The organism is Paraburkholderia sp. GAS348 (assembly GCF_050434205.1).
Classification (GTDB): domain Bacteria; phylum Pseudomonadota; class Gammaproteobacteria; order Burkholderiales; family Burkholderiaceae; genus Paraburkholderia.
On sequence record NZ_JBNPVT010000005.1, the window covers coordinates 422,696 to 438,109 of the forward strand.

The 15,414-nt window shown below is 64.5% G+C and carries 10 protein-coding genes and 1 pseudogene; 6 read left to right on the forward strand and 5 right to left on the reverse strand.

Translation table 11 applies throughout. From position 1 onward, the window contains the following. Positions 1-9 precede the first annotated feature (9 nt). From P3T22_RS12295 to P3T22_RS12305, 3 genes and pseudogenes are all read right to left on the reverse strand, one after another. The gene (locus P3T22_RS12295) at positions 10-273 is read right to left on the reverse strand and encodes a DNA translocase FtsK (RefSeq protein ID WP_429325108.1); all 264 of its coding nucleotides are present in this window, start codon (positions 271-273) and stop codon (positions 10-12) included. Beyond that, positions 270-4,536: pseudogene (locus P3T22_RS12300) on the reverse strand (DNA translocase FtsK); the annotation flags it as partial. The gene P3T22_RS12295 and the pseudogene P3T22_RS12300, both read right to left, overlap by 4 nt. Before the next feature lie 288 nt (positions 4,537-4,824). Continuing rightward, on the reverse strand, positions 4,825-5,364 hold the full coding sequence (locus tag P3T22_RS12305) for an META domain-containing protein (protein WP_063495184.1): 540 nt from the start codon (positions 5,362-5,364) through the stop codon (positions 4,825-4,827). Between the two features lie 277 nt (positions 5,365-5,641). On the opposite strand from P3T22_RS12305, the gene purT reads away from it, so the two are divergent. The 6 genes from purT to P3T22_RS12335 all read left to right on the forward strand — a co-directional run bounded on the left by purT (position 5,642) and on the right by P3T22_RS12335 (position 13,101). Beyond that, a complete protein-coding gene (gene purT, locus P3T22_RS12310; RefSeq protein WP_063495185.1) occupies positions 5,642-6,856 on the forward strand; it encodes a formate-dependent phosphoribosylglycinamide formyltransferase in 1,215 nt (404 codons plus the stop codon). Between the two features lie 131 nt (positions 6,857-6,987). Then, entirely contained in the window at positions 6,988-7,200 is a 213-nt protein-coding gene (locus tag P3T22_RS12315; RefSeq protein ID WP_063495186.1) for a DUF6726 family protein, read from the forward strand. Positions 7,201-7,274: 74 nt separating this feature from the next. Further along, the gene (locus tag P3T22_RS12320; protein ID WP_429325087.1) at positions 7,275-7,643 is read left to right on the forward strand and encodes an MliC family protein; all 369 of its coding nucleotides are present in this window, start codon (positions 7,275-7,277) and stop codon (positions 7,641-7,643) included. Between the two features lie 291 nt (positions 7,644-7,934). After that, positions 7,935-9,587 carry an acetolactate synthase large subunit gene (locus tag P3T22_RS12325; protein ID WP_429325088.1) on the forward strand — a complete coding sequence of 551 codons (1,653 nt, stop codon included), beginning with the start codon at positions 7,935-7,937 and terminating at the stop codon, positions 9,585-9,587. Between the two features lie 99 nt (positions 9,588-9,686). Further along, a complete protein-coding gene (locus P3T22_RS12330; RefSeq protein ID WP_063495188.1) occupies positions 9,687-11,123 on the forward strand; it encodes an aldehyde dehydrogenase family protein in 1,437 nt (478 codons plus the stop codon). A gap of 490 nt (positions 11,124-11,613) precedes the next feature. Continuing rightward, on the forward strand, positions 11,614-13,101 hold the full coding sequence (locus P3T22_RS12335; RefSeq protein ID WP_063495189.1) for a DEAD/DEAH box helicase: 1,488 nt from the start codon (positions 11,614-11,616) through the stop codon (positions 13,099-13,101). On the opposite strand, the gene gluQRS is transcribed toward P3T22_RS12335, so the two are convergent. After that, positions 13,102-13,986 carry a tRNA glutamyl-Q(34) synthetase GluQRS gene (gene gluQRS / locus P3T22_RS12340; protein WP_063495190.1) on the reverse strand — a complete coding sequence of 295 codons (885 nt, stop codon included), beginning with the start codon at positions 13,984-13,986 and terminating at the stop codon, positions 13,102-13,104. It lies immediately after the preceding gene. A gap of 240 nt (positions 13,987-14,226) precedes the next feature. After that, the gene (locus P3T22_RS12345) at positions 14,227-15,090 is read right to left on the reverse strand and encodes a sulfurtransferase (RefSeq protein WP_063497836.1); all 864 of its coding nucleotides are present in this window, start codon (positions 15,088-15,090) and stop codon (positions 14,227-14,229) included. Positions 15,091-15,414: the final 324 nt, after the last annotated feature.

Genomic DNA, 15,414 nt, shown 5'->3' on the forward strand with positions numbered 1-15,414 from the left:
ATTTGCGTGCTATTCCGCCGGTCCCGGCGCGAGCACTTCGCGGCTGCCGTTGATGCCCATTGCCGACACCAGGCCCGCCGTTTCCATCTGCTCGACGAGGCGTGCCGCACGGTTATAACCGATGCGCAATTGCCGCTGCACCGACGAGATCGACGCGCGCCGTGTGCGCACCACGAAGGCAACGGCTTCGTCGTAAAGCGGATCGGCTTCGGCATCCGGCGTGTCGCCGAACAGGTCGGGCGAGGCGCCTTCGGTGGCCGGGCCGTCGAGAATGCCTTCTTCGTATTGCGGTTCGCCGAACTGCTTCAGATACTCGACGATCCGATGCACTTCCTCGTCGGCGACGAATGCGCCGTGCACGCGCTGCGGGTAACCCGTGCCCGGCGGCAGGAACAGCATGTCCCCCTGGCCGAGCAGCGATTCGGCGCCCATCTGATCGAGAATCGTGCGCGAGTCGATTTTCGACGATACCTGGAACGCCACGCGCGTTGGAATGTTCGCCTTGATGAGGCCGGTGATCACGTCCACCGACGGACGCTGCGTCGCCAGAATCAGGTGAATGCCGGCGGCGCGCGCCTTCTGCGCGAGACGCGCGATCAGTTCTTCGATCTTCTTGCCCGCGACCATCATCAGGTCGGCCAGCTCGTCGATCACCACGACGATCAGCGGCAGCGGCGCGAGCGGCTCCGGTGCTTCCGGCGTCAGCGAGAACGGGTTGCCGAGCTTCTTGCCCTTGGCTTCCGTATCGCGGATCTTCTGGTTGAAGCCGGCCAGGTTGCGCACGCCGACCGCGGACATGAGCCGATAGCGCTTTTCCATTTCGCCGACACACCAGTTCAGCGCGTTGGCCGCCAGCTTCATATCGGTGACGACCGGCGCGAGCAGATGCGGAATGCCTTCGTACACCGACAGTTCCAGCATCTTCGGGTCGATCATGATGAGCCGCACTTCTTCGGGCGTCGCCTTGTAGAGCAGCGAGCAGATCATCGCGTTGATCGCCACGGACTTGCCCGAACCCGTCGTGCCTGCCACTAGCATGTGCGGTGCTTTTGCCAGATCGGCGACCACCGGATGGCCGGTAATGTCCTTGCCCATCGCCAGCGTCAACCGTGAATGCGAGTTCTGATAGACGCTTGCTTCGAGAATTTCGGACAGGCGGATCGTCTGCCGCTTGGCATTCGGCAGCTCGAGACCCATGCAGGTCTTGCCGGGAATCGTCTCGACCACGCGAATCGACGTGAGACCGAGGCCGCGCGACAAGTCTTTCATCAGGCCGACGATCTGACTGCCGCGCACGCCGAGCGCCGGTTCGATCTCAAAACGCGTAATGACGGGGCCAGCCGAGTGGCCGACCACTGTCACCGGCACCTTGAATTCCTGCAGACGCTGCTCGATCAGCAGGCCGGTTTCGATGAGCTTTTCTTCGGAGACGGGTTCGACGTCGGTGTCGGCGCGCGCGAGCAGGTCGAGCGTCGGCAGCTCGACCATCGATGCCGCGGGCGCGCGGAACTCGAAGCCGTTGGCCTGGCTGTGGCCGCGCAGCGGCGTGCGCTGGACGGCGGGCTCGGCGGGTTCGGCAGGCGCGGCGCGTTCGGCGCGTTCGGCAGGTTCGGCAGGTTCGGCAGGTTCGGTCGAGGGTTCGGTTGTGAGGTAGGTTGCAGATGGTGCGGTTTGGATGGCGGGGAAGCCCGGCGCTGCCGGGGCTGCCGGTGCTGCCGGTGCGCTCGGTGCGTAACCCAGCCCGTTGGCGGCTTCGTCGACGATGGCGGCAGAGGTCACTGCGGCCTGAACCGCGAAACGCGGGAAGCGAACCACGTTCGACGCGTGCGATGTGGTGCTTTGCGGCTCTACTGCGGCGACGGTCGAAGCGTCCAGGGCGGCTGACGCGTTCAAATCGTCCGATACGTCCGATACGTCCGATACGTCCGATAGGGCAGGCGTGTCCATCTCTTCTACGTCGACTGGCGCGGACGCTTCGCTCACGCTCTCGACGTGCCACGGCGGCGTGGCGTGATGCACCGGCACAGGCGTCGCGGTGTGCGCGTGCGTGGGGGTGAACTGTGCAACGTGCGTCGTCGCGTCCTGCGACGGCGCGGCGGGCGGGCGGGACGAAGGCACTTCTTCGGCGCGCATTTCGCCAACCTGCGCTACGGCCGCTGTATCAGCACCAGTAGCGTCATTCGACGCCGCAATTTGTGAATACGCTGCCGGCCGGTCAAACGGCTGCCCCTGCTCAGTGCGCAATGTTTCGGGACGCGCTGCTTTTGCGGGAACGGCGATGTTGGCGACATCCGATGCCGCAACCTGCGACGGTGCCGCAGCCTGATTGATCGGCTGCTCGCGCTCAGCGGGTGCGTTTGCATTGCCGCCGCTCTGACTCGCGAATTGCGTCGGTTCGTTTTCGACGAACGGCGACATGTCCGTTTGCGCGCTGCTCGCTTCCAACTGGGCTGCAAAGATTTGAAACGGTGTGGGCGTGGGCACCGGGGCTGCATACTGCGCGGCTGGTGCTGGTGCTGGTGCTGGTGCTGGTGCTGGTGCTGGTGCTGGTGCTTGTATCGGTGCCAATGCGGATCCCGATGCCTCCACCAGCGCCACTGCATCTCCTTGGGCCGGTGCCAATGCCAATGCCGGTGCAGGTGCAGGTGCAGGTGCCGATGCCGATGCCGATGCCGATGCCGATGCTGGTGCAGGTGCAGGTGCAGGTGCAGGTGCAGGTGCCGGTGCGGGTGCGGGTGCCGGTGCCGGTGCCGGTGCGGGTGCGGGTGCCGGTGCCGGTGCCGACGCCAATGCCGATGCCGACGCCAATGCCGATGCCGATGCCGATGCCGATGCCGATGCCGACGCCGACGCCAATGGAATCTGGATAACCGGCGGCTCAATCGGCCATTGCACGACGGGCTCGGTGTCTTCTTCGACCGACGCCGCGAATGCGGCATCGATCTGCGGCGTTTCAACTGGCAACTGCGCCGGCGTAGAGTCCGGCGCAGCCTCGGCTACGTCCTGCAAAGGCGCGCTTACGCTCGGTACCGCGTCCATTCCAGCTTCGCTTGCGAGCGACAAAGCCACGCCCGTGTTCCCGGCCTCGACCGGCGGCTCGGTGTTCAAGGGCGTCGTCGCGGTCATCGTGTTTTCCGCGCCGCTGCTGCGCGCGAGGCTGACGCCGGCGATGTCGGTCCAGCGCGCGGCGTTTTCTGCGATGCTGCGAAGCGTCTCCTGGACGCTGGCGGGCGGCGTGACTTTCTGTGCCGTGGCCATCGGCCGGGTATAGCTGGGGGCCGGCGCGCTGAACGAAGCCGGGCGTCGCGTGGGCTGCACGGGCGTGATGGCGGGGTTCGCGCGCGAAGCGGACGAGAACGGCTGCGGGGCCGCCGTGGAGCGACTTCCCTGAGATCCTCCTGCGGCTGAACTCTGGGGCGTCGACGGACGAGCTGCGCCAGCGGAGGCGTTTGGCGCCAAACCGGCTGTCGAACCTGGCGCCATCCGCGTTGGCACCATCGCGTGCGTTGCATGTATCGCTTGTGCTGCAGCAGCCGCAGCAGCCGGAGCAGCCGGAGCAGCGATTGCGCTCGCGGAACCAGCCACACCCGCCATGCCCGAGCCGGCCGCCAACGATCCCACCGGACGTTGCTCGCCAGCCGAGCGCCGGCCAACCTGGGAAGCGCTCTCGCGAGCCGGACTCGCGGTCGTTCCTGATGCCGCAGTCGAAGCGGCCGGCGCGGTGGACGCGCGTGGCGCCGTTGCCGCCTCACGCAACCATCCGGCCGGCGCAACCGGCTCGGCCGGCATCCATGCAGCCCGGTCTGTGTTCAGCGAGGGTGTCGGCGCCTGCATCGGCACTTGCAGTGGGACCTGGCGCGGCGGCGTGCCAGCGGACGTACGCAGCATCGGCTCTGCCTGCGCGGCCCGGCTGCGCGTTTTCACCGCGCCGGCGCGCCAGCTCTCCCCGGCGCCGCGTGACGCCGCGTCCCTGGCAGTCGTTGCACCCGCCGCGCCGCTAGCCGCAGCCGCGCCGCGGCCACTCGCCGGCGGCCGCCAGACGGTTGGGCGCGCATAACGTCCATTGATTTTCGGCGCCATCGTATTGGTGGACGGCGATACATGCGACGGCAAACCGTCATCGACGCTGCGATGGCGGCGCGCTTCCTCGTCACGTTTGGCGAGGCCGCGTGACAGCCCGAGGCCGAATGCACCATCGGCCCACACGGCGACGTCGCGCCAGCGGAAGTCGATCAGCCAGGGCAGGCTGATCACGAGCATGGCGAGCGCCGCGAGCGGCGTGCCGATATGCCCGAGCAGATGACCGAAGCCCGCCGCCAGTGCATGGCCGAAGCCGTTCACGCCGGCCGCGCCGATCAGCGACGCCTCCAGCGTGCAGCTCGCCACCATTACACAGACGAAGCCGAGCCAAAGACGGATCGTGCCAGGGCCGCGCAACCCTGCGCCGCCTGGCAGCGCCGACTTCACGAGACGCCACAAAAGAGGAATAAACCAGACGGCTGACCCGCCGAACCAGCCGAAAACTACCGTGTGCATACTAGACATCAACGAATGACGGACGCGCCAAAACGCAATCCGTCGAGTTTAACCGGCGAAGCCCGATGCTTCGAAGGCGGACGCAAATATGCTTGCGTCAAATCGGAAAGCAGGCCGGCATGCGACCCGCCGTCGGTGAAAAACAACTGCCGCGACTGTCGCTGGGGCGCGCTATGCGGACAGGATTGCTTGCTGCCGTGCAAGCCCGGGTGTCGGCGATTTCGTCGTCCCGTCGTGCCGGCCGGGTTGCCACCTGATTCATATCGATCCCACCGCTCCATGTACCCGTCATTTGGCGTTGCGGTCGAACGTGAGCGTGTCGCCGTTATCGAGCACCAGTTGCATCTGCTGCGGCGCGCGCATCTGCACGCCGGTGCGGTCGATGTGCGTCAGCGCGTCGAGATACGAGCCTTCGATCTGGCCGCCCGGCGTCGTGCACGCCATGCGCGTGCCGCCCAGGGTGCCGAAGCTCAGCTTGCCGTCTTTCAGCGCATACGAGCCCATGTAGCGGTTGCAGCCGGAAAAGCCGCTGGCGTGACGCTGGCCTTTGTCGGTGGAGAGCACGAGCGTGATCGGCGCGCCTTGATCGGCGGCTGGAATCGCGCGTGCCGTGCCGTCGGCCTGTTTCCAGCCGGTGAGCACCCAACTGGTGTCGTCGAGCAACTGGGTGGCGGCCGGATTGAACGGATCGGGCGGTGCGGCTTCCGAATCCGGATGCTTCGGTATGGCGCACGCACTGCATAGCGCGGCGACGCTCAACGCGGCGATGGCCGTGCGCGCATAGGGGATGAAGCGCGCAACACCTCGCGCGGAGGAGCTTTGGAGCATGGCGTCGTTCCTCTTCAAACTGGCGAAGGCGTAAGGGTAACGCACTAAGCTCGCCGCACGCGAGCGCAACGGCGTGAGAGCGGACTTAAACACGTGCGTTGCAGTTGGCGCCGCGGCACCTTCTGCGCACCTTACGCACTGATAGCAACGCGGACCCGGCGAGCAAGGCGCGGCGCGGTGCGCGCGGCGTCGGCGCATCGGGTGCGGTGCGGGGTGCGCATGTTAACATCGTGTTCCACCCAATCCCACCCTCATCCGACTTTTATCTGGAGACCCCATGCAGATCGGCCAACGGATCGGCACGCCCCTTTCTGAATCCGCTACGCGCGTCATGCTCCTCGGCGCCGGCGAGCTTGGCAAGGAAGTGATCATCGCGCTGCAACGGCTGGGCGTCGAAGTGATCGCCGTCGACCGTTATCCGAATGCGCCAGGCCATCAGGTCGCACATCGCTCGCACGTGATCGACATGACCGATCGCGCCGCCTTGCGCGCACTGGTCGAACTGGAACGTCCGCACCTGATCGTCCCCGAGATCGAGGCGATCGCAACCGACGCGCTTGCCGCCATCGAAACCGACGGCCTCGCCGAAGTGATCCCGACCGCGCGCGCCACGCAACTCACCATGAACCGCGAAGGCATCCGCCGTCTGGCCGCTGAAGAACTCGGCCTGCCGACTTCGCCGTACGCGTTCGCCGATTCGCTCGAGGAGCTGCGCGCGGGTATCGCCAAGGTCGGCTATCCGTGCGTCGTGAAGCCGGTGATGTCGTCGTCGGGCAAGGGGCAGTCGGTGTTGAAGAGCGACGCGGATGTCGACGCCGCCTGGCAATACGCGATGGCGGGCGGCCGCGTGAATCACGGCCGCGTGATCGTCGAAGGCTTTATCGACTTCGAATACGAAATCACCCAGCTGACCGTGCGCGCGATCGATCCGGCGAGCGGGCAAGTCAGCACGTACTTCTGCGACCCGATCGGCCACGTGCAGGTGGCGGGCGACTACGTCGAATCGTGGCAGCCCCAGCCGATGAGCCCGCTCGCGCTGCAACGTTCGCGCGAAGTGGCGCACAAGGTGACCGCGGCATTGGGCGGCAGGGGCCTGTTCGGCGTGGAACTTTTCGTGCGCGGCGATGACGTATGGTTCTCGGAAGTCAGCCCGCGTCCGCACGATACGGGCCTCGTCACGCTGTGCTCGCAACGCTTCTCGGAGTTCGAGCTGCATGCGCGCGCGATCCTCGGCTTGCCGGTGGACACGTCGCTGCGGGCGCCGGGCGCGTCGGCGGTGATTTACGGCGGTCTGGACGAGGCGGCTATCGCTTTCGAAGGTGTCGCGGCAGCGTTGGCCGTGCCGAATGCGGATCTGCGTCTCTTCGGCAAGCCGGAGAGTTTCGTCAAGCGGCGCATGGGCGTGGCGCTGGCTACCGGCGAGACCATCGACGAAGCACGCTCGCGTGCGAAGCAGGCCGCGGCGGCGGTGCGGCCGGTTTCCACGAAGTAACATGCGTCGATGCGCGCTGCCTGGCGGTGCCGCAGTGCATCGATGCGCAGTGAAGTGAAGTACTCGCGCGCCGCGCAAACTCGCCGCGCGCGAAACCAGACTGATTGAAGTTCGTTGAAGTAGAGGTACGTATGGCCCTGGAGTCCCGCATGAACATGCGGTCTGGAAGGTTCGGCCGTCTTGGCGCACTTGGCGTGCTGCTCGCGCTGTGTGCCGGGATGACAGGGTGCGGCCTCGCCGCTGCGCCATGCCGGGTCGCGTCGGCCGGCTTGAAGATCGTCCCGCTCGTCGGGCACGTGGCGGCCGCGCCGACCGACGCGTGCGCCGCCGTGATCGATCCATAAGCACAGCCGCAACCCCAACCGCAGAGCAAGGCGCGCCACCTATGCTTGATGTGCAACAACGATCGAGGCATCTCATGAAGAAATGGCTTGTCGCAGTCACGACGGCAGCGGGGCTCGCGGCGCTGTACGGCAATGCATGGGCCGAGCCATCGCGCCTCGCCGAGATTCAGGCCAGGAATCGCCAGACGCACAAATACACCTGTGCGACCGGCAAGATTCTGCAAGTGACCTACTGGAACACGGCGAACGGCCAAAGCTTCGCGCTCGTGCCTGTCAAGGGCCAGCAACTGCTGTTCGTCAACACGATATCGGCCTCCGGCGCGAAGTATCAGGCCGGCAGCTACACCTGGTGGACCAAAGGCCCGCGCGCCGATCTGTACGACGCGACAGCCGGCGAAAACGCCCCGCCGATGCTGTCTGATTGCGTCACCATCACTCGGTGAGCATGATGCGGTGGCTTTCTTCAGACACGCCGCCTGCCCACCTTACGTTTGCCTCCGTCTTGCGGCGCTGCCCGTCTGCGCGCATCCTTTCCGTTCGAGTAGTAAGCTGTCCGGCGTGGCCTCTGCCGTGTCCGCTGCCCTCGCCGTCGCCACTGTTGCCGCTATCGCCGTAATGTCAGGCCGCGCATGGCTGGCGCGGTTGCCGTCGTCTTCGATCGACCGTTACCGGACCTCGGACCTCAACGGGCGGGGGCTCATGGCCCGTGTCCGTTTCATCAAGCGAGACCCTCCATGAAAGCATCGGACCTGTTCGTCAAATCGCTGGAAGCCGAAGGTGTCGAGTACGTGTTCGGCATCCCCGGTGAAGAAAATCTCGATCTGCTCGAATCGCTGCGCCGCTCGAAAATTCGCCTGATTCTTACGCGTCACGAACAGGCTGCCGGGTTCATGGCCGCCACGTATGGGCGCCTCACCGGCCGCACCGGCGTGTGTCTGGCCACCTTGGGGCCGGGTGCGACCAACTTCGTGACCGCTGCCGCGTACGCGCAGTTGGGCGGCATGCCGATGCTGATGGTGACTGGGCAGAAACCGATCAAGACCAGCAAGCAGGGGCATTTTCAGATCGTCGACGTGGTGCGGATGATGGAGCCGCTCACCAAGTACACGCGGCAGATCGTGTCGATCGGCAATATTCCGGCCACCGTGCGCGAGGCGGTGCGTCAGGCGGAAGAAGAACGGCCCGGCGCCACGCACCTCGAATTGCCTGAAGACGTCGCGCACGAAGAGGGCGACGGCCACCCGATTCCGAAGAGCTTCAGCCGCCGTCCGGTCGCGGAAGAAAAAGCCGTGGCGCGCGCAGTCGAGGCGATCAAGAAAGCGAAGCATCCCTTGCTGATGATCGGCGCGGGCGGCAACCGCAAGACCACTACCAAGATGTTGCGCGAGTTCGTCGACCAGATCGGCATTCCGTTTTTTACGACCCAGATGGGCAAGGGCGTGATCGATGAATCGCACCCCATGTGGCTCGGCAACGCGACTTTGTCCGACGGCGACTTCGTACACCGCGCGATCGACCACGCGGATTGCATTATCAATGTCGGCCATGACGTGATCGAGAAGCCGCCGTTTTTCATGCGCAGCGGAGAGGCCGGCGAGAAGACGGTGATTCACGTCAACTTTCTCGGCGCGGAAGTCGATACGGTGTATTTCCCGCAGATCGAAGTGGTCGGCGACATCGCCAACGCCGTGTGGCAGTTGAAGGAGAGTCTCAGGGAGCAGCAGGAGCATTGGGACTTCACGCGTTTCAAGGAGATCAAGCAGCACTTCGAGGCGCATCTGGTCAAAGGCCAGCACGACGACCGTTTCCCGATGTACCCGGTGCGGATCGTCAACGACGTCTACGAGACCACGCCGGTGGACGGCATCGTGTGTCTGGACAACGGCATGTACAAGATCTGGTTCGCCCGCTACTACCGCGCGCACGAACCGAATTCGCTGCTGCTCGATAACGCATTGGCGTCGATGGGCGCCGGCTTGCCGTCGGCGATCGCGACCAGGATCGTGCACCCGGATCGCAAGGTCATGGCTGTGTGCGGCGACGGCGGCTTCATGATGAATTCACAGGAACTGGAAACGGCAGTGCGCCTGAAGCTTGATCTGGTGATCCTGATTTTGCGCGACGACGCGTTCGGCATGATCCGCTGGAAGCAGGAAAACATGAACTTCCCGGACTACGGCATGACGCTGAACAATCCGGATTTCGTTGCATATGCAGAGAGTTACGGCGCGAAGGGTCATCGCATTGAATCGGCCGCGGAATTCGCGCCGCTGCTGCGCGAATGTTTTGCGACGCCGGGTGTGCATGTGATCGATCTGCCGATCGACTACTCGGACAACGAGCGTGTGCTGAATCGCGAGATCAAGCGGCTGTCTGCGCAACTATGAGTGGAACAGTGATGGACGGAGCAGCCATGAGCGGCAACTGTGCATAACCCTTGCTGGCTGCATGGCTGATGTCAGGCATTGGATCAAGGAGAATGCGTCATGTTGAACAAGAGTTACCCGTACTACCTCGCGAACGAAGCGGTGGCCGCTAACACCGATCTCGAAGTGACGGATAAATTCAGCGGCGAAGTGGCGACCCGTGTGGCGATGGCGGACGCGGCGGCGATCGACAAAGCGATCGGCTATGCCGTCGACGCGATGCCCGCAATGCGCGCGTTTCCACCGTTCAAGCGCCAGGCCGTGCTCGAACACTGCGTGAAGCGGTTTCGCGAGCGATACGACGAATTGGCGCTCGCGCTGTGTATCGAAGCGGGCAAGCCGATCAACGACTCGAAAGGCGAGGTCACGCGTCTGATCGATACGTTCAAGGTGGCGGCCGAAGAGTCGGTGCGCATCGACGGCGAGATCATCAATCTGGAGATTTCGCCACGGGCGAAGGGCTATCACGGCTATGTGAAGCGTGTGCCGATCGGTCCGTGCTCGTTTATCTCGCCGTTCAATTTTCCGCTTAACCTGACCGCGCACAAGGTCGCGCCGGCGATCGCGGCGGGCGTGCCGTTCGTGTTGAAGCCGGCGAGCCGCACCCCGGTCGGCGCGCTTATCATGGGCGAGATTCTGGCGGAAACCGACTTGCCGAAAGGCGCGTTCTCGATTCTTCCGGCGCATCGCGACGGCGCCGATCTGTTCACCACCGATGAGCGTTTCAAGCTGCTGTCCTTCACCGGCTCGCCCGCGGTGGGTTGGGAACTGAAGAAAAAGGCCGGCAAGAAGAAGGTGATTCTGGAGTTGGGCGGCAACGCGGCGGCGATCGTCGACGGCGATCAGGGCGGGAAGCTCGACTATGTGGTCGACCGGCTGGCGTTCGGCGCGTTCTATCAGTCGGGGCAAAGTTGTATCGGCGTGCAGCGGATTCTGGTGCATGCGACGCTTTACGACGCGCTGCGCGAGAAGCTGATCGCGAAGACCAGGTCGCTTGTCATGGGCGATCCGAAGGACGAAAAGACCTTTGTCGGGCCGATGATCTCCGAATCGGAGTCCAACCGTCTCGCCGGCTGGATGGAAAGCGCGGTGCAGGCGGGCGCGAAGATTGTCGCCGGCGGCAAGGTGGAGGGCGCGATGTTCGAGGCCACGCTGCTCGAAGGCGTGAAGCCCGACACCGACCTCTATCGCAAGGAAGCCTTCGGCCCGGTGGCGATTCTGGAGCGTTTCGACGATTTCGATGCCGCGCTGGCTACCGTCAACGACAGCGACTTCGGCCTGCAAGCCGGCGTGTTCACCGACTCGCTCGCCCATGCGCATCGCGCGTGGGATCTACTCGACGTGGGCGGCGTGGTGATCAACGACGTGCCGTCGTTCCGGGTCGACAACATGCCGTACGGCGGCGTGAAAGATTCTGGGCTGGGGCGCGAGGGCGTGCGCTACGCGATTGAGGATATGACCGAAATGCGCTTGATGGTGATGCGCGAGACGTGGTGACAGGGCGTGAGCGGCGGCGCATGACGATGATGCGGGCGCCTTCCAGACCTTCGCGTCTTCTTCAGGTATTCGGGGCTCCGTCGTGGTGTGCGGTATCCGCGCGCCTGCGTCGGGCGTTCCGCGGCGCGGCTGGGGCGAACCGAACTGTCATGCATCTGTCGCACTCACGCACTACGCTGCCAGCGAGGCGTTCCGACCCTCGCAGGCCGTCTTCCAGAGCCGGCACGGACGGCCTGACGAACTGCTCGCCGTTGGGCTTTCGGCAGCCTACGCAGAAAGCCGGCGGATGCGCCATGAGTGTTTTTGCTGAAGTGCTACAATACCGGCCTTTCCGGCGGGTGTTTCCGCCGGCCGGAGCCGGCCGCATTTTTCCCGTAGTACTGACGGGTCCCGTGCGGAACGCCGTGGCTCCGCCTTCATCCTGATGCCCTCTGCGGTTCCGACCGCTGCCGCGCGCACCGCGCCAAGCGCATTTTTAGCGAAAGCCACCATGTCCGACACAGCCGTCACGCCCAGCACTGCGACTTTTGATCAATTCGGTCTCGCGCCCGACATCCTGAAAGCCGTCAAAGAATCGGGCTACACCATCCCTACGCCGATCCAGGAGCAGGCGATTCCCGTCGTGCTGGCCGGCCGTGACATGATGGGCGCCGCGCAAACCGGCACCGGCAAGACCGCCAGCTTCTCGCTGCCGATCATCCAGCGCTTGCTGCCGCAAGCCAGCACGAGCGCATCGCCCGCCCGCCATCCGGTGCGCGCGCTGATCCTCACGCCGACCCGCGAACTGGCCGACCAGGTGGCGGCGAACGTGCAGTCGTATGCGAAGCACACGGCGCTGCGCAGCGCCGTGGTGTTCGGCGGTGTCGACATGAATCCGCAGTCCGAGCAGCTGCGCCGCGGCGTCGAAATTCTGATCGCCACGCCGGGCCGTCTGCTCGATCATGTGCAGCAGAAAACCGCCAATCTCGGCCAGGTGCAGATCCTTGTGCTCGACGAAGCCGACCGGATGCTCGACATGGGCTTTCTGCCGGATTTGCAGCGCATCCTGAACCTGCTGCCGAAGGAACGTCAGACGCTGCTGTTTTCGGCCACGTTCTCGGGCGAAATCAAGAAACTGGCCGCCACGTATCTGCGCGACCCGCAGACGATCGAAGTCGCGCGCAGCAATTCGACCGCGACCAATGTGACGCAGATCGTGTATGAGGTCGCCGAGGGCGACAAGACGGGCGCGGTTGTTAAGCTGATTCGCGACCGCGGCCTCAAGCAGGTGATCGTGTTCTGTAACAGCAAGATCGGCGCGAGCCGTCTGGCGCGGAGCCTGGAGCGCGACGGCGTGGTCGCCACGGCGATTCACGGTGACCGCACGCAGAATGAACGAATGCAGGCTCTGGATGCGTTCAAGCGTGGCGAGATCGAGGCTTTGGTGGCGACTGACGTCGCCGCGCGTGGTTTGGATATCGCTGAGCTGCCTGCTGTGATCAATTTCGATCTGCCGTTTAACGCGGAAGATTATGTGCACCGGATTGGACGCACTGGGCGTGCTGGGGCTTCCGGTGATGCTTTGTCGCTGTGCAGCCCGAATGAGCGGAAGCAACTGGCCGATATCGAGAAGCTGATCAAGCGGCCTTTGGATGTGCAACACCTGACCGTGGATACGCCGGTGCGGCATCACCATGAAGAGCGTCCGCCGCGGCGTGAACGCGTTGATGGCCGCGCAGAGGGCCGTGACGAGCGAGGTGGTCGCCGGCGTTCGGGGGCTTCGTCCTCGGGTTCGTTCGATCGGCCGCATCATCATCGCGCACAGCCTGTGGATGATTTTTTCTTTAAGCCTTATGAGCCCTCGGCGGCTTCTGTGAGGAAGGTTGAGGAGGCGGCTGCCGCTTCTGCTGGTGCTCCGCAGAAGTCTTCGTCCAAGCAGCCGTTGGCTGCGTTGCTGGGTGGGTTTGGGATGCCGAGGAAGTCGCCGTCGTCTACCTGATCACATTCGCACGCCCGTGCGCTGCGCCCACGCTGCCGTCGCGGCAGCATAAAAGCCCTCTAGCGTAGTATGCGCAGTCCCGTCTAATCCAAGGCCCAGATGACGAGCGGCTGCGCTCAGCGCTTCAAACGGCTTGTCATTGTCAAGCGCGGTTGCGCCGTTTTGCTTGCTGAGCTTTTCACCCTGATCGTTCGTCACCACCGGTACGTGCAAATACGCCGGCGTCGGTACGCCAAGGCAACGCTGCAGGTAAATCTGCCGGGCCGTTGAATCCATCAGGTCCGCGCCTCGCACAATGTGCGTAATATCCGCGTCCGCATCGTCGACCACCACCGCCAGTTGGTATGCCCACTGGTCGTCGGCACGTCTCAGGACGAAGTCGCCGACCTCGGTGGCCAGGTTCTGCGTCTGCTTGCCCTGCCAGCGGTCCTCGAATGTGATCACCGCAGCATCGCCATCGGGTACGCGCAGGCGCCATGCGCGCGCCGGTTTGCCATGCAGGCCGTTGCGGCAGGTGCCAGGGTAGGCGAGCGTGGTGTTGCGCGCGTGCGCATGCAGCAGCGAGTCGGCAATCTCCTTGCGCGTGCAGCCGCATGGATAGACCAGGCCGGCAGCCTTCAATTGCTCCAGCGCTTCCTGATAGCGCGCAATACGATCGCTTTGCCAGGCGGGCGGCTCGTCTGCATGCATGCCGAAGTGTTCGAGGGTGGACAGAATCTCCTCGGCCGCGCCAGCGACGGTGCGGGGTCCGTCGATGTCTTCGATCCGCACAAGCCACGCTCCGCCATGCGCGCGCGCGTCCAGCCAGCTTGCGAGCGCGCTCACCAGTGAGCCGAAATGCAAGGGTCCGGTAGGCGACGGAGCGAAGCGTCCACGATAAGTCATGGGTCGGATGGATTAGTGCGGAAAAAACGGGGCGTCTTGCTTATCTTCGTCGCGCATGTCAGCAACCGCGCATGGCTCGATCTCGTTCGAAGCCCATGCGACCGCTAAACGCGGCGCCGCAGCGCTGGCGGTCGCGGCGCACCCGGCCCGTGCTCTTCGCGTTTGCGGTGGCCGGAGCCTGTGATGCGCTGAGCACGACCTGCGTGCCTCGCCGCGATCGCGCGAAGGCGCTTGCGCTTATCACGCGGCGCGCGTCGCCTTGCTGTCCGGATGGCATTCCGGACATGTCTTGCCCGCCACGTACATCGGCGATTGTTGCGCCCCGGGCATCACCACCGCGCGGCAGCCGAAACATTGCACGGTCGCGGTCGGTTCCAGTTGTGGATTCAGCGCGGTACGGTAGTCGAATACGAAGCAGTCGCCGTGATAGTGCGCGCCGCCGACTTCCTCGAAATACTTCAGGATGCCGCCTTCGAGCTGGTACACGTTCTCGATGCCGACTTCCTTCATGTGGATCGCCGCCTTCTCGCAGCGAATCCCGCCTGTGCAGAACGACACGACCGTCTTGCCTTCGAGATCGGCGCGGTTTTGTTCGATGACTTCGGGAAACTCGCTGAATTTCGTAATGCGGTAGTCGAGCGCGTCGTCGAACGTGCCGACGTCCACTTCAAATGCATTGCGTGTGTCCAGCATGACGACGGGGCGGCCTTCGTCGTCATGGCCGCGGTCGAGCCAGCCTTTCAGCGTGGAAGCGTCGACGAATGGCGCGCGGCCAAGCTCCGGCCGGATCGCCGGCTTTTTCATCGTGATGATCTCGCGCTTGAGCTTGACCAGCATGCGGGTGAACGGCTGCTTGTCCGACAGGCTTTCCTTGAACTGCAGGTTCGCGAACTTGCCTTCGAACAGCGCGTCGTGACGGATGTAGTCGATGAACGCGTCCGTGGCTTCGCGCGTGCCCGCGACGAACAGGTTGATGCCTTCCGGCGCCAGCAGGACGGTGCCGCGCAAGCCGAGCGTAGTGCAGCGCTCGGTGACGAGCGGGCGCCATGCGGCGGTGTCTTCGATAGTCGCGAAATGATACGCGGCGAGATTGACGATACTCATGTGTGTCCAGCGGTAAGAAATGGCGGCGCGGAAAACGGGGGCGCATTGAAACGCCCGCATTCAAACTCCATGCGGCGCGGCCACGTCGAAAAGGGCGAAACCCGTATTATCCCTCAAGCCGGCGCTTTGGCCGACTCGGCCGAATGGCCAACCCCTTGCGGCAGCGCAAATCGCTCGCAAACTCGCATGGCGCTTGCTTGCGCGCTCGCACCGGGCCACGCGCTCTGGCGAGCGAAATACCGCCGAATTTTCTCCGGCAGGTCCGTTCGAGCATATGAAGCGCACCGCGCGCGCCCGACCAACGAAACCGTCCACCGCCTGCAC

Excerpts from the sequence above, each read along its gene's own strand:
- P3T22_RS12305 (WP_063495184.1), bottom strand. The coding sequence starts at position 5,364 with ATGCTCCAAAGCTCCTCCGCGCGAGGTGTTGCGCGCTTCATCCCCTAT.
- P3T22_RS12345 (WP_063497836.1), bottom strand. The coding sequence starts at position 15,090 with ATGAGTATCGTCAATCTCGCCGCGTATCATTTCGCGACTATCGAAGAC.
- gluQRS (WP_063495190.1), bottom strand. The coding sequence starts at position 13,986 with ATGACTTATCGTGGACGCTTCGCTCCGTCGCCTACCGGACCCTTGCAT.
- P3T22_RS12320 (WP_429325087.1), top strand. The coding sequence starts at position 7,275 with ATGAAGAAATGGCTTGTCGCAGTCACGACGGCAGCGGGGCTCGCGGCG.
- purT (WP_063495185.1), top strand. The coding sequence starts at position 5,642 with ATGCAGATCGGCCAACGGATCGGCACGCCCCTTTCTGAATCCGCTACG.
- P3T22_RS12315 (WP_063495186.1), top strand. The coding sequence starts at position 6,988 with ATGGCCCTGGAGTCCCGCATGAACATGCGGTCTGGAAGGTTCGGCCGT.
- P3T22_RS12325 (WP_429325088.1), top strand. The coding sequence starts at position 7,935 with ATGAAAGCATCGGACCTGTTCGTCAAATCGCTGGAAGCCGAAGGTGTC.
- P3T22_RS12330 (WP_063495188.1), top strand. The coding sequence starts at position 9,687 with ATGTTGAACAAGAGTTACCCGTACTACCTCGCGAACGAAGCGGTGGCC.
- P3T22_RS12335 (WP_063495189.1), top strand. The coding sequence starts at position 11,614 with ATGTCCGACACAGCCGTCACGCCCAGCACTGCGACTTTTGATCAATTC.